Annotated in this window: 18 protein-coding genes and 1 pseudogene; 7 read left to right on the top strand and 12 right to left on the bottom strand. The window is 51.3% G+C overall.

Going from position 1 to position 26433, the window contains the following annotated elements; translation table 11 throughout:
• Positions 1-178: 178 nt before the first annotated feature.
• The 4 genes from CRO74_RS03470 to CRO74_RS03485 all read right to left on the bottom strand — a co-directional run bounded on the left by CRO74_RS03470 (position 179) and on the right by CRO74_RS03485 (position 2651).
• Entirely contained in the window at positions 179-364 is a 186-nt protein-coding gene (locus CRO74_RS03470) for a hypothetical protein (RefSeq protein ID WP_097124590.1), read from the bottom strand.
• A gap of 225 nt (positions 365-589) precedes the next feature.
• Positions 590-835 carry a hypothetical protein gene (locus tag CRO74_RS03475; protein ID WP_144035871.1) on the bottom strand — a complete coding sequence of 82 codons (246 nt, stop codon included), beginning with the start codon at positions 833-835 and terminating at the stop codon, positions 590-592.
• Positions 836-1265: 430 nt separating this feature from the next.
• Complete coding sequence (locus CRO74_RS03480; RefSeq protein WP_097124592.1) at positions 1266-1955, bottom strand: DUF421 domain-containing protein; 690 nt, start codon at positions 1953-1955, stop codon at positions 1266-1268.
• 6 nt (positions 1956-1961) lie between these two features.
• A complete protein-coding gene (locus CRO74_RS03485; protein WP_097124593.1) occupies positions 1962-2651 on the bottom strand; it encodes a DUF421 domain-containing protein in 690 nt (229 codons plus the stop codon).
• Positions 2652-2829: 178 nt separating this feature from the next.
• Between CRO74_RS03485 and CRO74_RS03490 the strand changes: the two genes are divergently transcribed.
• Genes CRO74_RS03490 through treY form a run of 3 tightly spaced genes read left to right on the top strand, consistent with a single transcriptional unit; the run spans position 2830 to position 9277 of the window.
• Positions 2830-4572 (top strand): alpha-amylase family protein, encoded by a 1743-nt coding sequence (locus CRO74_RS03490; protein WP_097124594.1) that lies wholly within the window; start codon positions 2830-2832, stop codon positions 4570-4572.
• Positions 4573-4623: 51 nt separating this feature from the next.
• Positions 4624-6534, top strand: a complete 1911-nt coding sequence (gene treZ / locus CRO74_RS03495; RefSeq protein WP_097124595.1) for a malto-oligosyltrehalose trehalohydrolase — start codon at positions 4624-4626, stop codon at positions 6532-6534.
• Entirely contained in the window at positions 6476-9277 is a 2802-nt protein-coding gene (gene treY / locus CRO74_RS03500) for a malto-oligosyltrehalose synthase (protein ID WP_097124596.1), read from the top strand. Before treZ ends, treY begins: the two co-directional genes overlap by 59 nt.
• Positions 9278-9312: 35 nt before the next feature.
• Here treY and CRO74_RS03505 read toward each other — a convergent pair whose 3' ends face one another.
• The 6 genes from CRO74_RS03505 to CRO74_RS03530 are packed head-to-tail and all read right to left on the bottom strand — an operon-like array spanning position 9313 to position 16206.
• Complete coding sequence (locus tag CRO74_RS03505) at positions 9313-10359, bottom strand: glycosyltransferase family 9 protein (RefSeq protein ID WP_097124597.1); 1047 nt, start codon at positions 10357-10359, stop codon at positions 9313-9315.
• A gap of 45 nt (positions 10360-10404) precedes the next feature.
• Positions 10405-11382: a glycosyltransferase family 2 protein gene (locus tag CRO74_RS03510; RefSeq protein WP_097124598.1), complete on the bottom strand. Its 978-nt coding sequence runs from the start codon at positions 11380-11382 to the stop codon at positions 10405-10407.
• Between the two features lie 3 nt (positions 11383-11385).
• Positions 11386-13179 carry a carbamoyltransferase family protein gene (locus CRO74_RS03515; protein WP_245877742.1) on the bottom strand — a complete coding sequence of 598 codons (1794 nt, stop codon included), beginning with the start codon at positions 13177-13179 and terminating at the stop codon, positions 11386-11388.
• Positions 13180-13190: 11 nt separating this feature from the next.
• Positions 13191-14300, bottom strand: coding sequence for a lipopolysaccharide heptosyltransferase II (gene waaF, locus CRO74_RS03520; protein WP_245877743.1), 1110 nt, complete (start codon positions 14298-14300; stop codon positions 13191-13193).
• Positions 14300-14902: a D-glycero-alpha-D-manno-heptose-1,7-bisphosphate 7-phosphatase gene (locus CRO74_RS03525; protein ID WP_097124601.1), complete on the bottom strand. Its 603-nt coding sequence runs from the start codon at positions 14900-14902 to the stop codon at positions 14300-14302. Before CRO74_RS03525 ends, waaF begins: the two co-directional genes overlap by 1 nt.
• Complete coding sequence (locus tag CRO74_RS03530; RefSeq protein WP_097124602.1) at positions 14899-16206, bottom strand: glycosyltransferase family 4 protein; 1308 nt, start codon at positions 16204-16206, stop codon at positions 14899-14901. The genes CRO74_RS03525 and CRO74_RS03530 overlap by 4 nt, the downstream gene beginning before the upstream one ends.
• 252 nt (positions 16207-16458) lie before the next feature.
• Between CRO74_RS03530 and CRO74_RS03535 the strand changes: the two genes are divergently transcribed.
• Positions 16459-17445 (top strand): glycosyltransferase, encoded by a 987-nt coding sequence (locus CRO74_RS03535; protein WP_097124603.1) that lies wholly within the window; start codon positions 16459-16461, stop codon positions 17443-17445.
• 86 nt (positions 17446-17531) lie between these two features.
• Complete coding sequence (locus CRO74_RS03540) at positions 17532-18350, top strand: LytTR family DNA-binding domain-containing protein (RefSeq protein WP_097124604.1); 819 nt, start codon at positions 17532-17534, stop codon at positions 18348-18350.
• 263 nt (positions 18351-18613) lie between these two features.
• Here CRO74_RS03540 and CRO74_RS03545 read toward each other — a convergent pair whose 3' ends face one another.
• Positions 18614-19642 carry a chemotaxis protein CheB gene (locus CRO74_RS03545; protein ID WP_097124605.1) on the bottom strand — a complete coding sequence of 343 codons (1029 nt, stop codon included), beginning with the start codon at positions 19640-19642 and terminating at the stop codon, positions 18614-18616.
• 256 nt (positions 19643-19898) lie between these two features.
• Here CRO74_RS03545 and CRO74_RS03550 point away from each other — a divergent pair, with 256 nt between their 5' ends.
• Entirely contained in the window at positions 19899-24101 is a 4203-nt protein-coding gene (locus CRO74_RS03550; protein WP_245877744.1) for a CheR family methyltransferase, read from the top strand.
• A 127-nt stretch (positions 24102-24228) separates the two neighbouring features.
• On the opposite strand, the pseudogene CRO74_RS03555 reads toward CRO74_RS03550, so the two are convergent.
• Positions 24229-25104, bottom strand: a pseudogene (locus CRO74_RS03555) (IS5 family transposase).
• A gap of 708 nt (positions 25105-25812) precedes the next feature.
• Here CRO74_RS03555 and CRO74_RS03560 point away from each other — a divergent pair.
• Positions 25813-26403 carry an RNA polymerase sigma factor gene (locus CRO74_RS03560; protein ID WP_097124607.1) on the top strand — a complete coding sequence of 197 codons (591 nt, stop codon included), beginning with the start codon at positions 25813-25815 and terminating at the stop codon, positions 26401-26403.
• Positions 26404-26433 lie beyond the last annotated feature (30 nt).

A 26433-nucleotide genomic window follows, 5' to 3' on the forward strand; every position in this document is an offset into this window, starting at 1 on the left:
GACGTCCTTCTCAACAGGTTATCTTTGAGCAGACGACTAGATAAATGACACACTGGTGTTAATTAAACGCCAGTTCCGTTGGGACTGGCGTTTTCGTCAGTTTCAGAGTTGCTGTCAAAGGTTAACTGCGCCGAATAGCTTTACATCGGGACTAGCTGTTTTTGCCAATGCTCCTTACTTAAATAATTGCCCAGGTTAATACTCCAAAGAAAGTTATTGTTAAGCCCATAAAGACGGTTATGACATTAAGACAGGCCGGAATGGAGTCTTCGCGTTGTTGTTCGGTCATGTCTGGATGAAACTCAACAAATTGGTCAACCAGTTGTCGAACAAAACTTTTCCGTAAAATTTCGTAGGTAACCATATTAATTAATTGTTAGCGTTTTGCATTTGCATCTACACAGTAGAGTGTAACTTTCTTTGTAAGGTGCTATTTTTTCGGGAAAAAGTTAACTCTTTAAACATAACGCAAAAAAGCCATTAATGGTTATGGAGAGGCTATTAATATATGGATAATGTGATGCTATGGGAATAAGAACTGTTAACTGTAACTTACTTTATAGTGTATATATTAGATAAATACTTGTGGCTAACTTTCGAGTGATGATATATCCCATTCAGCATAATATCCTCCCATCTCAATTAATGTATACAAAGTAGCTCTTAGTAAAGTTGTCATTGGGCCGTCGTTCATCAAAATAAGTTTGTGATTATCTTCCTGGTAAAGGCTAAAAATATCTTCCTGATTCAATGGGTTAGTTAACAGCCATTTATCTGCTAAGTATACGGGCTCAATACCGGTTCGTATACTCACCCGTTGAAGTATTTCTTCCATTGAAGGAAGCGAACTATCAAAGTGGACTTCTCTACTAAAAACCATTATTTCAGATTGTATTAAGGCGATATGCTAACAAAAGTCAGTATGTAAGCTATTTCGTGGTATATTCGCTTTATCAAAGGGAGTTGAACGATTCCCTTATGGTGTGGATAGAAGCGGAAAGCAGGCTGACAATGTTGGTCTGCTTTTTTTTATCTGGCTAAATTGACGCTTCCTAACAACGCCTATTGAGGGTTAACTAGTGATTTATACTTACTGTTTTCTTAAAACGGTTATTAATAGTCCATATTTTCCCTAAATCGGTTTATTGAGTATATAGTACAGTTGAAAGCTTTACAAATGTATAAAGACTCATATAAATAGTAAGTAGAATTCAGCAGATGAAAAAAATCTGCCGATTTTCTCTAACAGCAGTCACTAAGGGCAATTACGCCAAAGCCTGAATCCATTTGCTATGGCTGCAGTTCGGACAGACATCAGCGGGCTTACTCGGTTTTGGCTGTATATGTCCACACACGTAGCAGACGCATTGAGCAGGCGCTTTTTTCTGCTGGTCAATAAAGTCAACATCCCATTCCGGAATAAGGGAAAGACCCGGCCTGGGCTTAGGGTCTTTAATGAGCGTGAAAGCACCATTGGCTTCCAGATACAGCCGTTTGACCTGCCCCAGATGAATAATGCCTCCCGACCGAAGTTGGGCGAAAAGCAACTCGCGGGTCACGCTTGACTCTTTCATACTGGCGACTTGTACAACCGAATTTTCTACGAGCGTACTGCTGATTCCTTGGGTAAGACCTTCAAATTTTTCATTTTTGGCCGCCCAATACGAGATAAGCCGTTGGGTAAAAACAACCACCAGCGCAATAACCACAACGGGTAATAAGCCTCGCTGGGCATCGAGAATTGGAATGCCGACCGCAGCCGCCAGCGAAACCATGGCAGCCATTTCATTTCGACTGAGCCGGGAAGCCATTCGCCGACCCATCAGGCGCATGGAAACAACCAGAATCAGGTAAACCGCGGCTGCCCGAATCAGGATCTCGATATAAAATGTGCCCGGCACCTCTCCAATGAGAATCCGAAGCCAGTCGTACAGATAAATATCTTCTTTTTTCATGGTAGGTTAGCGTACAGCAGTTACCCAGTTATTGGTCTGGCAGACAGAACAAGGGCCTGGTTGAGATTGTGCGGGCATAGTATTGCCGCAGTTGGTGCAGGCCAGCGTTTCAGTTTCCGGTTGCTCGTGAATAGAATGAATTTCATCATCGGAGGGCTCCAATACAGATAGCCCCGGCTTCCCATTCTCGTCCCGGTAAATGCTGAACATACCGTACGCTTCCAGATACAGCCGTTTTACATCCCCCAGGTTATATACGTTTTCGCTCCGAAGTGCGGCAAAAACCTGCTGGTGCGACATCCGATTCGACACCATCTGTTCCAGTTGGAAAATGCCGTCTTTCACCAGTACCGTAGCGGTTCCCTGAATGATTTTTTCTGTTTTACTGCTTTTGATCCCGAGCCAGTTCGTCCCTCGCTGAAAAATAAGTGCACAAAGCAGAGCCAGCACCCCCGACAGTAAACCCCGGTCGGGCAATTGCATGGCTGGAGCTATAATGGCCCCCATCGTGAGCATCACAGCTAACTCCAGATTGGTAAGCTGCCCGTTCATCCGCTTACCCAGCAGCCGCATAACAACCAGTAAAATCAGGTAGATTAATGATGTTCGGATGAATACCTCTAATAAAAATTCAGCCGGCGCATCGCCCAACAGAATTCGTTGCCAGTCTTCTAAATGAATAGCCTCTTTCTTCATGCCCACTTAACTTTTCGTGCGGTCAAATGGATAAGCCGCCATAGAAGAATCCGAAATTCCTTATGGCCGATATTAGATAAATGCAATTTTCCGGCCGTCTAATAGGAGAAATGAGGGAATGGCTAACAGGATGCTTCCTTGTGGAGTTATTCCTGTCGAACGCCATCACTACTCATCCATGAAACGACTTTTTGTTCTGTTATGCGTTGGTATCCTCGTATCGTGCCAGTCGAATTCTTCCGAATCAAAAGTGGATGAAGCGCCACCTATTCCGGTGCCAACCGATTTTGTAGAGGAGTTGTGGTATAAAAACAGCCTCATTTATAACGTCGACGTAGAAGTCTTTAAAGACTCGGACGCCAACGGGTACGGCGATTTCAAGGGTCTGACCCAGGAACTGGACTACTTGAAGAAACTGGGCGTGCAAACCATCTGGCTGGCACCCTTTCAGCCCACGCCCAATAAAGACGATGGCTACGATGTCTCGGACTTCTATGGCGTAGACGCCCATTTGGGTACAATACAGGATTTTGATGAATGCTTACGGCAGGCTAACCAGCGGGGAATTCGCGTGATTATGGACCTGGTCACCAATCATACCTCCGATCAGCATCCGTGGTTTCAGCAGGCCCGGCAGCGGAAAGATTCGCCCTATCGGTCGTGGTATGTCTGGTCGAAGGAGCGACCCGAAAAGTGGGATTCCGGGATGGTATTTCCCGGTGTGCAGAAAGCCGTCTGGACGCTCGACAAACAGGCGGGTGAATATTACTACCACCGGTTCTACGATTTTCAGCCAGACCTCAACATGCAGAATCCGGCAGTGTTGCAGGAGATGCGGAAGATTATCCGGTATTGGCTGGATAAGGGAATTGCGGGTTTTCGGGTAGACGCCGTCCCCTTCCTGATTGAAGTGGCGAACCCCGGCTTCGACCCCGATAAACCCCTGCACCAGTTCGGTATAATTAATCAATTACATCAGTACGTTCAATGGCATAAACGGGATGCCATTTTACTGGGCGAAGCAAATGTCGACCCAAAAGAACAGGAGCCTTATTTCGGAAAAGAAGGGCAGGGGATTCACACGATGTTCAACTTCTTCGCCAACCAGCACCTATTCTACGCCCTGGCAACGTCAGACACGAAATCGCTGAAGAAGGCACTGGTTGATACCAAAAACATTCCGCCAACATCGCAGTGGGCGCATTTTCTCCGAAACCATGATGAGATCGATCTTGGTCGGCTCAGCGACGAAGAACGAAAAAAGGTGTACGCTAAATTCGGGCCTGACTCAACTATGCAGCTTTACGACCGGGGCATTCGTCGACGGATGGCCCCCATGCTGGCTGATCCGCGTCTGGTCGAACTGGCGTATAGTATGTTGTTTTCACTGCCCGGTATGCCCGTTATCCGCTATGGTGAGGAGATTGGTATGGGCGATGATCTCCGGCTTCAGGAGCGGCTTTCCGTTCGAACGCCCATGCAATGGTCGGCCGGCACCAATGCTGGTTTTTCGGATGCGGCTAAACTGGTGCGGCCCGTCATTAACGAAGGACCTTATAGCTACAGTCGGGTCAATGTGGCCGCTCAACGGGCCGATTCAGCATCGCTGCTTAATCGGGTGGCCCGCTTTGCCCGTTTGCGCAGACAGTGCCCCGAAATAGGATGGGGCAACTGGGAACTCCTCGATACGGGATCGGAAAACGTGCTGGCTATCCGGTACGACTGGCAGGGACGTTCGCTGCTGATGGTGCATAACTTCAGTGCAGAACCCAAATCCTGTACGCTCAACGCCTTTGCAAAACCAACGGCGGCTTTGGTCAATTTGCTGGATAACAGCACAACGCAATCTGGACCTGAGGGAACAGTTACCATCCCGTTAGCGGGCTATGGATACAGTTGGTACCGGCTGAAAACTAACTGATTTTCGTTTTACAGGATCACCGACCTATAGATACTTCCTACTCTTCCTCTTATGCATCAACTCAACGTAAACAGACGATCGCTGGGCATCAGCTTTCCTAATAAACCCGAGGCCGAGGTAACGGTCTGGGCACCAAAGGCTACTCAGGTGGTGCTTAAGGTGTACAATAAGTCGGCAACTTTACCGCTGGTAAGCGCTGAAATAGGTTACTGGCATCTCACGACCGATCAAATTAAGCCTGGCGATCAATACACCTTCGTGCTCAATGGTGATGAGGAGTTTGCTGATCCGGCATCGCTGTACCAACCGAAAGGGGTAGATGGCCCTTCGCAGGCGGTCGACACGGCGGCCTATTATTGGGAAGACCAGAGCTGGATAAACCCTTCGCTGGATAGCTACCTGATTTATGAAATTCATATCGGCTCGTTCACCGGAGCCGGTACGTTTAAAGCCCTGGAAGCCAAGCTGGATTACCTGAAAGCACTGGGTGTAACGGCCATCGAAATTATGCCCATATCGCAGTTTCCGGATTCCCGAAACTGGGGTTACGATGGTGTGTACTCGTTTGCCGTACAAAATTCATACGGGGGTGTTCTCGGACTGCAACATCTGGTGAACATCTGCCATTATAAGGGAATAGCGGTTATTCTGGATGTCGTGTACAATCACTTCGGGCCGGAAGGGAACCACATGGAGAACTTTGGCCCCTACCTGACGGATAAATACCGCACACCCTGGGGGAAGGGCATTAACTTCGATGACCTTTGGTGCGATGGCGTCCGGCGGCATTTCATCGAAAATGCGCTGATGTGGTTCCGGGATTTTCATATCGACGCCCTGCGGCTGGATGCGGTCCATGCGCTTAAAGATTCCAGCCCGGTGCATATTCTTCAGGAACTCCGGCAGCGGGTCGACGACCTCATGCGTACAACCGGGCGTCGACATTATCTGCTGGTCGAATGCGATCTGAACGACCCTCGGTACCTTAAGCCGCTGGCCGAACAGGGTTACGGCATGGATGCTCAGTGGATCGACGAGTTTCACCACTCGCTTCGGGTGGCGGTTGGGCAAGAAAAAACCGGTTACTATGCCGATTTCAATGGCCTGAATCACCTGGCCAAATCCTATAAAGATGGGTATGTATATGACGGGCAGTTCTCGGTAGTCCGCGAAAAGCTATTCGGACAAATGGCCCATGGTAATGCGGGCGAACAGTTCATCGTCTTTTCGCAGAACCACGATCAGATAGGGAACCGGAAGCAGGGGGAACGGTCGAGTCAGTTGTATAGCTACGAAATGCTCAAGCTGATGGCCGGTGCGGTGCTGGTCAGTCCGTTTATTCCGCTGCTGTTTATGGGCGAGGAATGGGGCGAGACAAACCCGTTTTTCTACTTCGTTAACTACACCGAAGCGGATCTGGCCGAAGCCGTTCGGCAGGGCCGTAAAGATGAGTTCGACGGCGACGATGACGTGCCGGACCCGCAGACGAAAGAAACGTTCGAACATACAAAACTGCAGTGGCATTTGCCGATGCAGGAGCCGCACCGGACGTTACTCCGCTATTACCAGACACTGATTGCCCTGCGCCATCATTTACCAGCCCTGTATCACCTCGACCGGAATCAACTCGACGTCGCTGTCGATACGGAGAAAGAACTGCTGACCTTGCACCGGTGGCACGAAGATCAGCATGTGCTGTGCCTGATGAATTTTTCTGAACAACCGCAGTCAACAATCCTTTGTGTATCGGGTGAAGACATCCGTTGGGAAAAACTGCTCGATTCTGCCGATGCGCAATGGCAACCAAATATGCCATCAGCCAACAGCGCATGCCCGGCTTTACTCAACAATGGCGATACTATTTCGCTGCAACCCGAATCATTTATACTTTACGCTCAACATCATGAAAAATCCCGTTTCCACATACCGGATCCAATTCCACAAAGATTTTACGTTTCGTGATTTTGAGCGAATCATTCCGTATCTGGATCAACTGGGCGTTCGTACGCTCTATGCTTCGCCCGTTTTTGAAGCCGTACCCGGCAGCCTGCATGGCTATGACTCGGTAAACCCACAACGCATCAACCCCGAAATAGGTACCGAAGACGAGCTACGGGCCATCAGTCAGCAATTAAAGCAACGGGGCATGAGCTGGATACAGGACATTGTGCCTAATCACATGGCCTTCGATCCACATAATAAGTGGCTCATGGATGTGCTGGAGAAAGGGCAACTGTCGCCTTACGCTACGTTTTTCGATATTAACTGGCAAAGTCCGGTGCACCACGGCCGACTCATGGTGCCGTTTCTGGGCGACCATTTGGCCGAAGTCCTCGCCCGTGGCGAACTAACGGCTAATTATCAGGGTGGGAAGTTTATCATTGAGTATTTTGATACCGCTTATCCGCTGCATTTGCGTTCCTATACGTCCATTTTACAGGCTGGCGACACCGCCATTCCGGTCGCGGTGCAGGCATTGACGGAGCAGTTGAGCCTGCTTGAGCAGTTTAGTGATACGGATGCCTACGCCCATTTGTCGGATACCTGTCAGCAGACACTTACCCGGCTAATGACAAACCCCGATCAGGAAGCCTACATTCGAAATTGCCTGAAGGTTGTCAGCACAACTCCTTTGCTCATCAGGCAAATCGTCGATCAGCAGGCATACCGGCTGTGTTTTCACGGCGAAACCGACCAGCAGATCAACTACCGGCGGTTCTTTACGGTGAATGCCCTGATCTGTCTCAACATTCAGAACCCGGTGGTGTTTGATGCGGTGCACCAGCTACCCAAAACCCTGCTCGAAGCGGGCGTCTTTCACGGTCTGCGGGTCGACCATATCGACGGACTTCAGGACCCCAGCCGCTACCTCCGGCAACTGCGCCAACTGGCCGGGCCGGAGGCTTATATCGTGGTTGAGAAAATTCTCCAGAACGACGAAGAAATGCCCGCCGACTGGCCGGTGCAGGGGGCTACGGGCTACGCCTACCTTTCGATGGTCAACAACCTTTTCACCCGAACCGAGAGCGAAGCCAGCTTCACCCGGTTCTATCATGCGCTGCTGGGTGAGAAAATGGCTGTTCGGGCAGAGCTTCACGATAAAAAAGCCTACATTCTCTACCAGCACATGAATGGCGAACTGGAGAACCTGTACGCGCTTTTCCTCGATTCAAACCTGCTGGATTCGTCCGTCCTGGCGAGCGTATCGGCTGACGACCTGAAAACGGCCATCGGCGAGTTTTTGATCCAGTGCCCGGTGTACCGCTATTATGGAAACCAGATGCCGTTGAGTGAAGAGGAAGCGACCGCCGTCCGGACCATCCTCAGCCGCATCCGGAAAAACAAACCCGAACTGGCTCCGGCCGTTGGTCTGCTGGACGAAGCGCTGCTGCAAAATCCGCCTTCCGGCCGGGAGTCCTATCGGCAACGGGCGCTGGGTTTTTACCAGCGATGCATGCAGTTTACGGGGCCGCTGATGGCCAAGGGCGTGGAAGATACGCTGATGTACACCTACACCCGCTTCATCGGGCATGATGAAGTGGGCGACTCGCCCGAATACTTTGGCCTGACGGTGGAGGCCTTCCACCAGAAGATGATTGATCGGCAAAGGCAGTGGCCACTGGCCCTCAATGCTACTTCCACCCACGATACCAAACGGGGCGAAGATGTGCGGAGCCGACTAAATGTGCTCACCGATTTGACCGACGAATGGATTGCCGCCGTGCAGGAGTGGCAGCAGCTCAACAAAGACCTCAAGTCGACCGAAACAAGCAACGACACCACCTCCGAAGTACCAGACACCAACGACGAGTACTTTATCTACCAGACATTGATCGGCGCTTATCCGATGCCCGGTAATGACTCCGTTGAGCTTACGCCCGAGGAAGCTGATTTCCCGGATCGTCTGGCCGAATACCTGCAAAAAGCCTTGCGGGAAGCCAAACGCAACTCGACCTACGATGCTCCAAACGAAGTCTACGAAACCGGTACGCAAGCTTTCGCAGAGAAGTTGCTGGACAGAAACCGTCCATTCTGGGCCAGTTTTCAGCAATTTCACCAGCGCGTAGTCGATTTTGGCATCATCAACTCGCTGGCGCAGCTAGTACTCAAATGCACTACATCCGGCCTGCCGGACATTTATCAGGGTTGCGAGGGGTGGGATCTGAGTTTGGTCGACCCCGATAACCGGCGTCCGGTTGACTTTGCCAGTCGTCAACAATCACTCAGCGAGTTGCTGAAAAAAGCATCCGATACCCGTTGGGCTGACTTGTGGGCCAGCCGGAACGATGCGCGGATAAAACTCTGGCTGGTGCATACCCTATTAGCTGAACGAAACCGGCACCCTGACCTGTTTGCCTCCGGCGAGTACCTCCCATTGACGGTGGAGGGGCGTTATAAGCAACATGTGCTGGCGTTTGCCCGGCGCTATGCGGAAACCTGGTATGTGATTGCCGTACCGCTCGGTCTGGCTCGCTTGTGCAGTGCGACATCTACTGATGTCTTTGGATTGGATTGGCAGGATACGCGCATCAGCCTACCCGCCGAAGCACCTGCTATCTGGCAGCATCACCTGGTGGATCGTCGCGGGGAAACAGGCAGTGGTATCGTTGTAGCGGATTTATTTGCTGCGTTACCACTGGCCATACTCAGTCTGGAGCCACTGAACCACCTAACTAATGTGAATAATAGCCGCGTAACGGTTTGATCGTTGTAGCAAAAAGCCCTGATTCATTATTCACCTTAACTTGTCTGCATCTCCATGAAATACGGCCGGTAGGCCGTTAGCAACTCACTGGCTTCGGCCATAACCTGATGGGTATCCTGAGCATCCTCTTCAAAAACCACCCGATGCCGACTGGTATCTAACGGACCCCATTCGGCCGGGTCGGCGGAAGTGAAGAGGATGATGCTGGGCGTGTGGCAGGCCGTGCCCAAATGGCCAACACCTGTATCGTTACTAACCAACAGGGCGGCAAATTGCAGGATGGCCCCTAGTGTAGCCAGACTGGTTTGGCCGGCAAAGGATACGGCTGGATGGTCCATTCGACTTTGGACTTCGTCGATGATCGGGATTTCACCGGCCGTTCCGGTCAATACAACGGTATATCCTTTTTCGGCCAGTGCATCGGCCACGTCGGCAAATCGATGGGCGGGCCACCGCCGACCTGATACGCCACCGGGGTGGACGCACACGTACTGACCGGGTTTCAGTCGACCTTTTGTCAATAACGTTAACGCCTGTTGCCGAGCTGTCTCATCGGGGTCAAATTCGAGTGCATCGCCCTGTAGCGCAATGCCCAGAAAACGCATCAGGCCAAGATGCCGCTGTACTTCGTGGCTTTTGACGGGATAGGGAACGAACAAGCCCGTGCGGGCGGCCCATTCTTCCGACTTTATATCGGCCGGGTAATAGCCACCCAGTGCGCTGGCGTTAACAAGGCTAAGCATGGCATTGACCAGCGTACCATTGCCCTGCATTTGCAGCACTACATCCCATTGCCGGTTCTGCATCTGCTGTAAAAAAAGAACCGTTTTGACGGGGTCAACGGGTTGTTCAGGCAGACCGGGCCAGCCGGGAAACGCAATGAACTCATCGAAATAGCGGGGGTAGCTGGCAACGAATTCCTTTGCCCAGGGTAAGCCAATCAGCGCGATATGGGCTTCCGGAAACGCGGCTCGTAAGGCCCTGAATGCCGGTACCGCACACAAAAGATCGCCGAGCTGGATTGCCCGAAAAATAGCAATTCGCCGGGGAGCGTACCCCAGCGCGTTTGTCAATTTGTCCATTTGTATTGTCAGGGTGTAGAATGGTGGAACCTACAAGGCTATCAACTACCAGTACCAGACACGATACGAAAAAGCACCGTACAATCGCCAGTAGACCGACAGAAAAGGGGTAACCAGACTGGTGATCAGGGCCGCTTTAAGTGTCGTACCAGTGATTGGCTGGTTATCTAATCGTTCGTTTATAAGTGCCAGAGTGAGTAACAACCAAAGGCTAAATCCAAGGCCAACTACTTGACTGTTACCTATAAGTAAACCAATAAGTCCAACCAGTAATGATGCGACACTCACATAATACCGAATCACTAGCCATTTATAGGCCGGAATGCGTTCGCGAAATAAGACTGGATGCTCTTTAAACAAGAGGGCATCATAGCGGTTCTTTCGTTCGTCGCGGAGGGGCGCGTACCAGGGTGCCGACCGAATTGGATGAACAATCACTGCGTCGGGACAGGGTAGTATCGGAATACCGGCCTTGATGATTTTGAAGTGCAGATCACTGTCTTCGCGCCAGGCAATATCGAACCGCTCATCGAAACCACCCACTTGCTCCAGTACCGTCTTTCGGCAAAACAGATTGGCTGTAACGAACTCGGCAGTTTCCAGCAGGGCCGTTGTTTTATCGTGGTGCGAAGGCTGCTCGGGCATCGGCATGGTAACCCGCCCGGTTAGTACCTGGGCACCCCGGATAAACTGCACCAGCGCCGTGCTAAGCCAGGCTGGTTGGGGTAGACAGTCATCGTCGGTGAACGCAATAAAAGGCGTCCGGGCCGACCGCCAGCCCGCATTACGGGCGGCTGCCGGTCCCTGACGCTTTTGCTGACCCAGGTAGCGGGCCTTTAACCCAGTCTGTTTTGCTACTTCCTGTACCAGTTCGGCCACGGCTGATTCATTCCCATCGTCGACCACCACTACCTCAAACGTTTCCTTCGACAACGTTTGTTGGGTAAGAGCGATCAGGCAGTTACGCAGGAGCGCCGGTCGTTTGTACGTGGGAATGATAACGGTAACCAGGGTTTTTTCCATACATTACTGAGCGTCGGCGGTGATGGTTTCTGATTGAGTTAGTTCGCCGTAAGTTTCGTTAAGCCCATCCCGGTTTTTCTCCAGCATAAACGAACCGATCACCAGCGCGTCGAGGGGCGATGTCCAGAAAGATTCTACCGCATCGCGCGGGGTGCAAACAACCGGTTCGCCACGGGTATTGAAGGACGTGTTGACCAGCACCGGTACGCCCGTTTGCTCGGCAAATGCCTTGATCAGGTCGTAATAGGGCTTGTTCTGACGTTCATTTACCGTCTGGATTCGGGCGGTTCCGTCGGTGTGGGTAACGGCCGGAATGGCATCGACCATTTCCGGACGGACGTCGTTGACGAACAGCATAAACGGCGATTGACGAGCGTTCAGGAAATACGCATCGGCCGCTTCTTCCAATACAGCCGGAGCCACCGGGCGGAAGTCTTCGCGGTCTTTCAGGTCGTTCAGTTTCGCCTGCATTTCGGCCGGGAAAGGGGGTGCCAGAATAGAGCGGGCACCCAGCGCTCGCGGGCCAAATTCCATTCCCTGCTGGAACCAGCCGATGATATGGCCGGATGCCAGATAAGCCGCAACTTCCTGCGAGCGGTCCGTCAGCCGACGATAAGGCAACTTCGACCAGCGCAGAAAGGCTTCAATCTCGTCGTCGCTGAAACCGGGGCCGAGGTACGCGTGGTGCATTTCGTAACGCCGTTCGGCACGCTCGGGCAGAGGGCGCTGTTGGGCATCGATCCACATGGCGGCTCCAAGGGCGGTACCGGCATCACCGGCGGCCGGTTGAACCCAGATGCTTTTGAAAGGGCCTCTGTCGCGCAGGCGGGCATTCATCACACAGTTGAGGGCTACCCCTCCGGCCATGCAGAGCGAATCGGCCTGGGTTTTGTCATGAAGCCAGTTGAGTAAGTGAAGAACGGTTTCTTCGAGAACGGCCTGAACAGAATGCGCCAGATCGAAGTGAAACTGCTCCAGCGGACCACCGCGCCGACGGGCCGGACCGAATGTCTCTTCCAGCTTCAGCGGGGCAATGGTGTATTGTCCGCCCTCACCCAACTGGATGATCTGCCGGAAATAATCGACATACGTAGGTTCTCCATAGGAAGCCACTGCCATTACTTTGTACTCATCCGACGAATGCAGAAAACCCAGATAGGTCGTCAACTCTTCGTACAGCAACCCAAGCGAGTGCGGCAGTTTAACCTCGTCCAGCAGCGTCATGTCGTTGCCGTCGCCCAGCCAGTAGCTGGTTGTTGCCACTTCCCCACGGCCATCGATCACCAGCACCGCAGCCCGCTCATAGGGACTCGGCAAAAAGGCACTCGCTGCGTGGCTGAGGTGATGGTTCACAAAGTGCCACTGGTAAGGCCCCTGGGCTGTAGCGCCCCGGAACCGGTCGGAGAGGTGCAGCGGCACACCATCGACCAGATGGCCGGGCGCGTTCAGGATCGAGGAAAGAAACAGCCCGTCATAGGGATTCTGCCAGCCATTGAGGGAGTTAACCCCCGGCCGAAGCGGAATTTCGACGGTATTTTTAGCCTGATGGTCGCCAATGACCAGATTTGGGTCGAAGGAGTAGGCAATATGATCGATGTCGGTCAGGTTGATGCCGGCCGTTTTCAAACAAAAATCTATGGCGTTATACGGTAGTTCGTAGGTGGAAAAAGGGATTGGACGCTTGCCGTGCTTGATGTGGGTGAAGCGTTCTTCTTCGGCAGCGGCCAGTACCACACCATCTTTGACAAGAGCAGCGGCCTGGTCATGAAAAGCCGCGTTGATTCCTAAAGTATACATACGTTGATTGGTTAAGCAATTGGTTGCCATTGAGCCATAAGGTCGTGTACTGCCCGGACAATAGTCTCCAGTGATGCAGTCGGTTCCGCTGGCTCCGGAAACTGTTGTAAAAGTTTATTTTTTGAGCGCAAAGCCATCGGAACGTCAAAATACAGAACCCGGCTAGGCACCTGCCAGGGCGTGTGCTGCGGATTCGTTTTGGCGTACAGCACCACAACGGGCGTACCCAGTGCAGCCGCCATATGAACCGGCCCGGTGTTATTGGCAATGAGCAAAGGAGCTTCGGCCAGAAGAGCCGCCAACTCACCAAGGCTCAGTTGACCGGCCAGGTCCACCGCCCGACCGGTCAACTGATGCTGAATCTGGCTGGTCAGCGATTGCTCGCTTTTGCTGCCCGTCAGCACCACCTGATACCCGGAGTCCTGCATGAGCGGTAAAAGCGCCTGAACAAATTGCTCGGCCGGGTACCGCCGTTTCTCTTCACTAACGCCCGGATGCAGCACCAGCCACGGCCGTTGAAGGTCGAGTCCGGCGGTTGTTAACTGCTGGCGTACCCGCTGCTGGTCGGCAATGGATCGCGTTAAGGATAGGCTCCGGTTGGTTGTATGGCAACCTATTTCCCGAACCAGTTCCAGTTGCCGAATAACTTCATGGCGGGTAGCCACCAGTATCTCGGGGTCAGGAACCCAGTCGGTCATGAGTTGGTACGGATTCTCCCGGCAATAGCCCAGCACCCGGGGAATACCGGCCAGGTAACACAGCATGGCCGCCGGTAGCGGATTCTGGCTCTGAACCGTAAACACGATAGCCGCGTCGAACTGGTGGCTGCGTAAGCGGTTTCCGAGGTCAATAACCTGGTCCGGCTGTTGTTGCTGGCCCGCTACCCAGGGCACATCGAAGGAAATCACCTGATCTATTTCCGGGATAAATTTGGCAATGGCGGCCCCTGCCGACGAGGTCAGTAATGTCAGATGTGCGGCAGGCCAGGTCGTTTTCAGGGCGCGAAAGGCTGGTGTCGTCATCAGTACATCGCCCAGATTATCCAGTCTGACGCACAGAAGACGCAGCCCGTCTTTCCAGAAATTCATACGTTGTGTCGTGCGTTGAGGTACATGATTCATCAGCGTTCCGGGTACGCATCGGAGCCATCCGGCCGCACCAGTCGGCGGGTAGTGGCCAGAATGTAATCCGTAGCTTCACTGAGCGAATTGGCCCGAGTGGTTGGCAGCCGGTGGCTGTTGATAAGCCACTCCGTCTCGTTCCCCCGGTCAATCAGTACGGTTCGGCAACCGGCCCGATTACCAGCTTCAACATCATTGAGGATGTCGCCCACCATCCACGACTGGCTCAGGTCGATCTGGTGATCTCTGGCGGCTTTTTGTAAAAGGCCCGGCCTGGGCTTTCGGCAGGTACAGACCCAGTCGTACTGTTTGACGGACGCTCCCGGGAAGTGCGGGCAATAATAAAAACCGTCCGGCTCGGCACCAAAGGGGCCGAGCAACTCCGTAAGCCGGTCCCAGACGCCGAAAAGCTTACTTTCTTTGAAGTACCCATGCGCCACCCCCGACTGGTTGGAGATGACAATCAGCTTGAACCCGGCAGCCCGCAGTCGGCACAAACTGCTTCCGGCATCGGTATAGAGCGTAATTTTGGCTGGATCGACATTATACGGAATGTCGGGAATGAGAGTGCCGTCCTTATCCCAAAAAATAGCTTTGTTCACGATCTGTCTGGAATTGGTAAGGATGTGGCCTGATGGCCGGCAGCCCGTAGCCAGAAACCCGTCTGGACGCGCCCGTTGGTGATCAGGTCGTATAAGTCGGCGGTTTGCTGAGCTACCCGCGTCCAGGTATACCCGGTTTTTACGTGCTGAATGGCCTGCTGGCCATAGCGCTGCCGAAGGGCTTTGTTGGTGATCAGTACCGCCAGTTTTTCGGCCAGGGCCGGGGGGTCGTTGGGTTGCACCAGAAAACCCGTTTTGTTCAGCAATACCGTGTGTTTAATGCCCCCAACGGCCGCTCCGATAACGGGCGTTCCACAGGCCATAGCCTCCAGTGGAGTAATACCAAACGGTTCGTACCAGGGCGTTGTCACAAACACATCGGCGGCACTGTAATAATGCCGGAGTTCGTCGCGGGTGCGGCTTCCGGTAAACGTGACCAGATCCGTTATACCAAGCGCCGATGCCAGCTCCTGAAGTCGGCCGATTTCGGGTGTGAGTTCCGGGTCAGGTTGCCGGGAGTCACCACCCACGACCAGAAGCCTGGCCGCAATACCATGCGTTTGCCGAAGAATAGCTACCGCCCGGATTACATTGTCGACGCCCTTGCGGGGAACCATCCGGCCCAGTTGCAGCAATGTTGGTTCCTGCACATTGAGTCCCAGCGTCTGGCGGGCCAGCTCCTGCCGGATGGGAAAGAAATCCTGCGGATTATAGCCGTTCGGAATGATCGTAATTTTTGACGCGTCGGCACCGTAAAGTTTTATCAGATCGTCGCTATCCTGCGGGCAGAGGGCTACGATACCGTCCGCTTCCTGCATAATCCGCTTCTCGATCAGGGTACGTTCCATCGGAAAGCCATCTGAGCTACCCTGGCATTGGCGTCGAACCAACCCCAGCGCATGAAACGTGACAACGAACGGGATGCGATGCAGCTGCTTGATTTTGAGAGCTACCAGCCCCGACATGAAAAAGTGCGCATGGGTAACGGCGTAGTTGAGCGCGTTCGTCTGAATAAATCGGCTCATATTCTGCGCAAACTCGCCCATGTGGGGCAGAAGGGCTTCTTTGGGAAGGTACTGCCGGGCTCCGGCGGGCACATGAATGACGCGGATACGGGGTTGCCACTGTACGATTTCGGCCTCCGTTGGCGAGCAGCACCGGGTAAACACATCGACGCTAAATCCCAGATTTGCCAGCTCCTTCGCCAATTCGGCAACGGCAATATTCTGACCGCCTGCGTCGACACCACCAATGGCAGCCATTGGCGACGCATGTTCGGAGATAAGCGCTAGCCTTTTATCCATAGCCCGTTGAGTTTATGTTGAGGTAATTAGTAAGTGGTTCTGTACTCCCCGGATTAACTGCACCTTGTTGGGGAAGGTTAGTAAGTGCCCGTATGACGAACCGTTTATATTCAAAATAGTGAGGTAACGGAACACACTACCAAAAAAGCATCGGAATAGGGGAGGCCAACAAACAGTTGGTGAGCCGGGGACGTTAGTCAACTCAATCTTACCGGGCAGACATCGCCCGCCAACAGCTTGATTTTATACCCGATGCGACGATTGAATATTCTGATCTGGCACATTCACGGAGCCTATTTAACCGCTATTACGCAGGCAGAACACAACTGGTATTTGCCGGTTAAACCCGGTGCGCCCGAGGGCTACTGCGGGCGTGGACAGGATTCGTCCATGCCTGATTACGTTCGGGAAGTACCGGCCGAGGCTATCCGAAATCTGGACCTGGACCTGGTCATTTGCCAGACACCCCGGAATTACCAGGCCGACCGGTTCGAGATTCTGTCGCCCGAGCAGCGGCAACTGCCTACCATTTATCTGGAACACAACACCCCCGAGCCGCATCCTACTGATTCGAAGCATCCGGCCGCCGACGATCCGGGCGTGATGCTCGTACACGTAACAAATTATAACCGGCTGATGTGGGATAATGGCCAGACGCCCACCCGCGTTGTCAAACACAGCGTAGCCATCGATTCAACAATACGGTATACGGGCCAGCGCCAGGAGGGGCTTGTAGTGGTCAATGAACTCCGGCGCCGGGGGCGTATGGCGGGCTTCGATCTGTTCGAGCAGTTCAGGCAACACGTGCCGCTCACGGTGGCGGGTATGAAATCGGCAGAGATTGGCGGCATTGGGGAGATCCACTATACGCGTCTGCACCAAACCGTTGCCCAGTATCGGTTCCTGTTCAGCCCGATGCGCTACAGCAGTCTTCCGTTGGCGGTTATTGAAGCCATGACCATTGGGATGCCCATTGTGGTCGTGGCCACCACCGAGTTACCAACGGTGATCCAGAACGGCGTCCACGGATTTGTATCGGCCGACCCGACCGAACTGCTGGCGGGTATGCAGTTTTTACTGGATAACCCAACCGAAGCCCGGCGCATGGGTGACAATGCCCGTGAATTGGCGATGCGTGATTTTGGCCTGCCGCGTTTCGTTGACGACTGGAACTCCGTGTTCAGTGAGGCACTCAGCAGTGCGCCCGAAGTAGTTTCTGCTGATGCGGTAGCCTATTGATTACGAATGAGTTATCGCGCCTATTGGTCGATCGATCATCAGCGCATAAAAACACAATACGTTAACCCTGAACGTCCTCTACTTTCATGAGCATCATAAACCCAGCCCTTGAGCGCCCGGAATTAATTGCCTATTTTTTGGGGGCCAACAATTACAGCTGGCTTCATTTTAGAAATGGAGAAAAAAAGCTGCTGTCCAAGCCAATCAGTTACCTGGAAGGCCGACTGCCCGGCTTTATCCGGGTGCATAAAACCGCCCTGGTTAATCCGGATTACGTAAAGAGTTTACAACGGCCGCTGCGTCAGAAAATGGCGGGTAAAATACAGCTTCAGAGCGGAGAGACCTTTCCTGTGAGCCGTCGGCGATGGAATCAGGTTGTCCAGTCGCTGGGCGACCATCTGGCCCCAATAGGAAATGAGGAAGGGTTGCGGGCATCCGTACACCTTGATGAAGCACATCCGATGGGTGAGTCGGGTAGTTTGTCATATCAGGCAACCTCTCTATTTCTGGTGACCAACGATGAGCAAAATGCCTTTCTGGCCCGTCAGATCATTGGCAAAAACTGGCCTGAATACCGGGTTGAGACGCTGGCGAAGAGTATCCACTTACCGGAGTTGCTCGATGAATTACCGGAGTCGGAGTTACCTGCGCTGGTGTTTCTGGACGCCCGATCTGATGCCCTGGAGCGATTGCATACCCTACAGCGGTTGAAAAATAACCAGCGTCTTTGCCGGGTTCCGGTGGTTCTGCTCGCCTTGCCAACCGATAAATCGGTTATTGAAGGGTATGAGCGGCAGGCTAACTCGGTCGTTACCATGAAGGAGGGTGACATGTCGTTTTCGCAGGTGATCGACCGCATCTGCCAGTTCTGGCTGAAAGTTGCTGAACTACCCGCCCACTGCTGAGGGTGATGGTTGTGGTTGAGGCATTGATTTAGAGTGGACGGCTTGGTGGTGGCAGGTTGGGCGTAGTCGGTTGGTTGGGCGTTGGGCGTAGTCTATGACTACGTCCTAATGTTATCCGGTCTCTGACCGGTGTAAATGACTAACCTGTCACTCCGGTCGGAGACTGGATAACGCAAGGACGTAGTCACAGACTACGCCCAACGCCCAACCAACTACAAACGACGCCGACACCACAAGTATCCATTGGCTTGTGGTGGTCAGGCTTATTTAGGAACCCCATTCGGTTGCTGAAGAATGGGCTCCTGCTGAAAAAGAAACTTGTGGAGCATATTGGTCCGTTCCCGGTTTTCGCGGGCTTTGCTGAAGAACCGTTCGGCCGCTTGCTCGTCGCCCCCCTGGGCCGATGCTTTTCCCGACTCTTCCAGCAGCATGATAGCCTCCTCCATCACGCGAACGGCTTTCCAGAGATTATCTTCAACGGATTTATCCACTTCTGCCAGTAACGAGCCCGCCGTGTAGGCATGTCCTGTATGACACCGGTACCTAATTAATTTGCCTTCTCTGAAACGGACCAGTACACCAGCGCACTCCGGGCAGGTAAAGGGCGAAAGATCGCCCATGTCAAGGATTCCCATCTCGAACGCATTTTTTTGAGAGGCTATTTGAACTTCTTTTTTCAGCATTTCCCCTTCTTCGGGAGAGATGTTAAGGTGCGGAGGCTTGTATTCTTCGGACGTTAACTGATACAATAGTGCACCCATCCTGGCGAGGGGAACCGTATAGTCTACATCTACATATTCAAGTACGCTGGAGGGCATACTGGAATATTCGGCATCTTCGGGTTCCTGAATAATGCCGAGTCCCCCCAGCCGTTTTATCGACCACATTCCCGATGTGCCATCATCGAGCAAGCCGGTTAACACAATACCAATGGTCCGCTCGCCGAAGTTATAGGCAGCCGACCGGAACAAGGCGTCAATCGACGGTCGGAAGCGATTTTCTTTAGGCCCTTTTTTTACCAATACCTGGTTTTGCTCAATCAGAAGATGATGATCGGGTGGGGCAACGTAAATCATGCCCGGCTCAATAGAATCACCATCGGTTGGGTGAACCGCTTTGAGCGGACCGGCATAGTTCAGGATTTCCGGTAGCATGCTCGTTGCATAAGCCGCAACATGCTGAACAATAAAAATGGTTGCGTTAAAATCAGATGGCAATGAACGGACTAACTCTTTAAGAGCCACAACTCCACCCGCCGATGCGCCAATTACAACAATATCGCGTTTAGCCATTAGTCACATTAGTATTTATAGAAATGGTGTTTCCGTGAATAGACCCTTTAAACGATAGATGAATAAATTTCTTACTCTGGTCTGTGGAAATTAGTTTAAGCAGTATAATTAACTCCCAAAACAATATATCAACAATTGAACTGCCGGTTGGTTTACATAAAAAAGACCTATGTCTACTCAACGTTCCGATAGAGGTGAAAACTCATTAACCATATCCTCTAGAGGTGAATACTCATTAACCATATCTTCAATTCCAGTGGTAGCTATCGGAGCATCGGCTGGCGGACTGGAAGCTTTCTCTGAACTGTTAGAACACCTTTCGCCCGCTACCGGTCTGGCTTATGTTTATATACAACACCTTAATGCATTGGTTGAGAGTCAGTTGTCGGCTATTCTGAGTCGGGCAACGAAAATGAATGTTAAAGAAGCAGAGCACCTGGTCCGGATCGAGGCCAATACGGTTTATATAATTCCGCCTGATAAGACGATGGAAATCGCGGATGGTGTGCTCACACTCATGCCACGTCGGAAGAAAGCCGTGAAAGGGGAGTCCTATTCGGAGATTGACGTGCCGAACATGCCCATCGACCAGTTCTTTACCTCATTAGCCCAGCGCCAAAAAGAGGGCGCAATTGGGGTTATCCTGTCCGGAATGGCGCACGATGGAACGATGGGCCTGAAAGCGATTAAAGTGGCCGGGGGGATTACATTTGTCCAGGATTCGTCCGCAAAATTTCAGAGCATGCCCCAGTCGGCCATCGCCGAAGGGGTTGCCGACATGATTTTATCGCCAGCCGAAATCGCCGGGGAACTGGAGCATCTCAGTCGGCAAGCCACGATCTTTCAGCAAACGGCCGATGCCGGAAGTACTATCGAAAATGAAATCGAGGAGTTAAGGGAAGTCACTACTGAAGATCTGCAACCCATTATTCAGTTTCTGCGAAGAGCCATTGGTGTCGATTTCAGTAATTATAAAATGACCACCATTCGTCGGCGGATCATTCGTCGGATGTTGCTGTATAAGCTGGAAACACTCAAAGAATATTTACGGTACCTGTGGGAGCATCCTGCTGAACCGGGGCTGCTTTATAATGATTTGCTGATCAACGTTACCAGCTTTTTCCGGGATGAGGAAACGATGGAGTTCGTAAAAAACAGCGTTTTTCACGAACTTGTTCAGCAGAAAAGTGGCCAGGTACCGTTGCGTATCTGGGTACCCGGTTGTTCAACCGGGCAGGAGGCCTACTCATTGGCCATGCTGTTGCTGGAAAAGCTCGACGAAGAAGCATCGAGAGTGACCATTCAGATTTTTGCTACCGATCTTAGTGAAAATGCCATTAGCCGCGCCCGGCAGGGGCTCTACTCCGTTAGTGAAGTAGCAAACGTATCACCTAAACGGTTACAGCGCTTTTTTGCGAAGCACCAGTCCATGTATCAGATCAGTAAGACGATTCGGGATATGTGTGTGTTTGCTCCGCACAACATATTCAAGGATCCTCCTTTTTCCCGAATTGATTTGATCAGCTGCCGCAATCTGCTGATTTATCTGAATTCTGTACTACAGCGAAAAGCGCTCATTACGTTTCACTACGCCTTGAATTATGATGGCTATTTGTTGCTGGGCAAATCAGAAATGGTGTCGGCTTCTTCGGCATTATTTAGACCTTTTGACAAAAATTATAAGATATTTATCCGTAAAAACGAGCGATCTGCGGGGATAGTAGTGAGTCAGGTGGTTATTGAGCGGAAAGATGGGCAACCGCAACCCCGTCGTTCAAACCTGAGAATGAGCGATGGAGTGAATTCGAAAAATCAACCAGTTAAAGCGCGCCAGACCGTGAATGAACTAGATACTATTGTGGACCAGGTATTGCTCAGGCAATTTATGCCTGCTAGTGTGGTGGTGGATCAAGAGCTTGATATTCTTCAGTTTCGGGGGGAAACCAGCCTCTTTCTGGAGCATGTGTCGGGGCGGGCTAGTCTCAATCTGTCCAAAATGGCCCGGCCTGCACTAGCCTTCGAAATTCGGAATGCGGTACGAAAGGCCCAGAAATCGGGTCAGTCAGAAAGGAAAGCAGGCATCGAAATAACCGTAGCGGGTAAAAAGTACCTGGTTTCCATTGATGTTGTGCCGTTAAATGATACGGCTGAAGGGCGGTTATTTTTAATCCTGTTTCGGGAGGCACAGGGCGTTCTGGTGGATGATCCTATGCTGGAAAGCGGTCAGAATAGCCGGGTCAAACAGCTTGAGGAAGAACTCTCCACAATGCGGGAAGACATGCGGAGCATTATTGAAGAGCATGAGATTGCCAGCGAAGAGCTCCAGTCCGTCAATGAGGAGATTGTGAGCAGTAATGAAGAATTGCAGAGCATTAATGAAGAGCTTGAAACGAGTAAGGAGGAAATAGAATCGACCAACGAAGAACTACAAACTATAAACCAGGAGCTGCAGATTCGCAACGACCAGCTTGCCGAAGCGTACATGTATGGCGAAGCTATTTTTTCGACCATCAGCGAAGCTACTATCGTACTCGACAAACACCTGCGGGTGAAAAGTGCCAACAAGGCCTTCTGTCAGATCTTTAAAATACCTGAAGATGCCACAATTGGACGCATGATTTATGAACTTGGCAACCGGCATTGGGATATTCCCCGTCTGCGTGAGTTACTGGAGGAGGTTGTCCAGAAAAATGTGCTGATTCAGGCATTTGAGGTAAAGCATCATTTTCCGGGGGTGGGCACAAAGGTGATGCTGATTCACGCCCGTCGGGTTATTGAACAACATCGACAGGAGGCTATTCTGCTGGCTATCGAAGATGTTACCGAGCAGCGGCAGGTTCAGCAACTACTGGAAGAACGGCAGGCCTGGTTCCATGCTCTCATCGATAACGCGCCCGTATTGATCTGGGTGGCCAATGAAGACGGCCGGTACAGCTTTTTCAACAAAGCCTGGCTCGATTACACGGGTCGGTCATCGGAGCAGGAAACCGGGCAGGGCTGGATGATTGATATTCATCCTGAAGATCGAACCGACTATATAAATACGTTCAGTACTCATTTCACCGCCCGCCAGCCTTACCAGACCGAATACCGGCTAAAACGGAACGACGGCGAATACCGGTGGATGATGGAAAATGCGCACCCAACCTTCGACACTGACAGTAATTTTAGCGGATACATCGGCACCTGTGCCGAAGTGCATGTGCAGAAAAGCCTCAATCAGGAGTTGGATAACCGCGTGCAGGCCCGTACCAAAGAGCTGACGAATGCCAATATGCAGCTCCTGAAATCCAATACCGAACTGGTCAAAACCGCCGAAAACCTACAGGCCGTACTCAATACATCGCCAGCCGCCATTGGAATGCTGAAAGCTGTTCGCACCGGGGAGGAGGAGTTGCTTGATTTTCAGGTAATTGTGTGTAATCGAAAATTTGCCCAGATGGCAAATATGCCCCTTCCTCATTTGCCCGGCACTTTAGCTACCGAACTGGCTCCGATGTTGTGGCATCAGGAAACGATGGACCAGCTTCGGCAGGTTCACAGCACGGGTAGAGCGGCTTATCGGGAGCAGCATATGCCAGGTGCTCAGCAGGATCAATGGCTGGGAATCTCGATTGATAAATATGATGATGGTATTATACTGACCGGTCTGGATATTACAGCCTTAAAACAGGCCGAACTGCAACAGAATCGCTGGATTCAGGAACTGGAACGTTCGCAGCAAACTATGCAGGATTTGGAGCAGATGCGTCGCTATGTTCGGGAGCGGGGTGAGTTTCTGCGAACCACCTCGCACGATCTGCGGGGTAGTTTTGGCGTTATTCAGGGGGCAGCTGCGCTCCTTAACCTGATGGATACGAAAGAGGAGCGGGAGCAAATGCTGAGTATGCTTAATCGAAATCTGGCCCAGGTAACCTCTCTGCTGACCCAACTTTTGGACTATTCCCGGCTGGAATCTGGCCAGGAACAGGTTTTTAACCAGTCTTTCGATGCCTCTAATCTGCTTAAAGAGTTAAGTATGAGTATGCAGACGTTAGCTAAAGAACAGGGGCTTTGGTTAAAAGTAGACGGTCCGGACGTGCTATTCGTTACCGGCGATATGGTAAAAGTGCAGCGGATAGCCCAGAATCTTGTCCTGAATGCATTGAAATATACCAGGGAAGGTGGCGCTACCATTTCGTGGGAGTTAGGAGAAGGCAATACCGGCTGGCAGTTCAGCGTGAAAGATACCGGACCGGGCTTGCCGGAAGAAGTTGTCCGACAACTTGTCGATCTCCCTGCTTCTGGATTGCCCAAAGCGGCTAAAATGGAACTGAAACCCAAAGACGGAGAGTCTGGGGAGGGCATCGGTCTGTCTATTGTGAAACAGCTGAGTAACCTGTTGAATGCCAAATTACACGTAAAGAGTAGTCCGGCCGAAGGTACTCTGATTGAAGTGCGTTTTGGTAAAAACAATTAGTAAATGCTGTAAATGAGTTATTCCAGATTTTAGCGTGGCTTCCCGATTGCCTGTTCATTGCCCCTCCAGCCACTGGAGGCTATAGCCGCTTTTAGAACGTGTTGGGGAATTATATTTTGTAGTTGAATCAAATCCGTTGAAGCATCAGTTGAATGTTAGCCAAATAAAGCCAGTTGACCGAAGATGATAGGGTATACTCATAATCTTTGACAATGCGTCGGAAGAAATTGGTCCACGCAATGGTACGTTCGACTACCCAGCGTTTAGCAACGGGGACAAATCCTCGAGCCGATTCGGGCCGCGCCACGGAGGCCGCGCCACGGAGGCCGCGCCACGGAGGCCGCGCCACGGAGGCCGCGCCACGGAGGCCGCGCCACGGAGGCCGCGCCACGGAGGCCGCGATGCTTTTTCAAAGGTGATGTCCCAATCAGCTAATGCCTTGGCAAAAACTCCATTATAAGATTGGTCGCCATAGACTTTTTCTAAGCGTTGGCCTGCTCGCCAAAGAATATCACCAATTAAGAGAATAGCTGCGGGCCCTTCGGCTTGATTAGCCGCATGAACAGCCGCTACCCAGAGTCGGCCTTGCGTATCGACAACAAACAGCCGTTTGCGACCATTGACTCGTTTATTAGCATCTAGCCCTCGGTATTCACAGATCATCGGATTTAGCTTAACACTCTGTGCATCAATGCATAGTACAGAAGGACAGGCTTCTTTAATAACCCCTTTACGATCCAGCTGATTTAGTGCTAAATTGATTCGTTCAAACGTACCATCTTGCTTCCATTGCTCAAAGTAGTAGTAGATAGCTTGCCAGTTAGGCCATTCCTCGGGTAAATTACGCCATTGACATCCGGTTCGTAAAAGCCACAAAATGATATTTATTACCTGACGTAAATCGTGTTTGCGCTTTCGTTTGAGCCGGGTGGCCGGTGCCATTGAAAAAAGGCGAAATTGCCGCCCATTGAGGGTCGGTCAGTTTAGAGAATTGTTTGGTCATGACTTTGTCGTTTGGCGACTACAAAGTTGGCACGACTCTCAACCTTTCTAAATTCCCCAACACCTTCTAACGATGTGAGTCGAAAAGCGGTGGATTTTAGTCTTGAGCAAGGCACTTTCTATCTGCGTAGTGGACTGCCATTGCGGCTAAAGCTAAGGGCGAAAAAAGTAACAAAGCACCAGGCCATAAGCCGCGCTTTATAGCCCAGGCGATCAATTCAGACAGCGTCTAGACGTCCAGATAGTAGCAATAAGCAACTTGCATATAAAGCTTTTCAGTTTCCCTGGAAATCTGCTTGAAAAGCTAAAAATGTTAAAATACAGTCAAAATAGGGTAAAATATATAAATTGTCTATAATTATATTGTTGTAGAATTGTATTCTTTTTCAAAGCCTATTACTGATTTTTGCCTATACTTGGTTTCTTTTGGAATTTAGGCCTCTCGAACGCGATCTAATCCTACCTTTCAGCAAACTTTGTTCAACTGACAACATGTAGCAACAAGGCTACAAAACATTAATCTTTAACTAAAATAGTGTCAACCATACACAATACTCAGGATGACATTTAATTCACATAGTAGGCTGTACTAGAATGCTTTGACAACCAGGAAAGTCCTTAACGTCCATTCGTCTTCCTTGATGTATGCTTGCATAAAGCGAATGTAATCCTTGACTAGAATTTGTAATTTTCCCCAACGTGTATTTAAGTGGACTTCAAGACTTCACAAACCCTGGACCAGATTTTATGGCAATCATATCGTAAAGGCGATAAGCACGCATTAGGTCAGTTGGCTGAGCACTATTATCGTACGCTGAGGCACTATGGCTTGAAATTTATGGTCGATGGGGCGGTCGTTGAGGATTGTATCCAGGAGCTTTTTCTACAGCTCTGGCAGAATCGTGCTCAGATCAATGACACCGATTCGGTTAAGCATTACCTGTTAAAGGCATTAAGACATCACATCCTGCAATCGCTGCGATCTCAAAAAAGGCAAACATTTCAGGAACTGGATTGGGACACCTCGGTAGCCGAAGACGTCGATACCGAAACCCTGCTGATACGGCAGGAGTCGATGGCTATCCTTTCCCAAACCATGCAGTCCCACCTGGCTACCTTACCCCCTCGGGAACGGGAAGCCCTGTATCTGCGCTACTACGAAAACCTGTCCATCCCCGAAATTGCCGAAGTCATGGAGGTGAATCGCCAGTCGGTTTCCAACTTCTTGCAGAAAGCCCTCAGCAAGCTGCGTACAAAATGGCTTGTGCCGTTCTTTTGCCTTATCTGTATTTGTCTCTAAAAAAATTTGCTTTGAGAAGGGTATCCTCCG

This window comes from Spirosoma fluviale, assembly GCF_900230225.1.
GTDB lineage: Bacteria > Bacteroidota > Bacteroidia > Cytophagales > Spirosomataceae > Spirosoma > Spirosoma fluviale.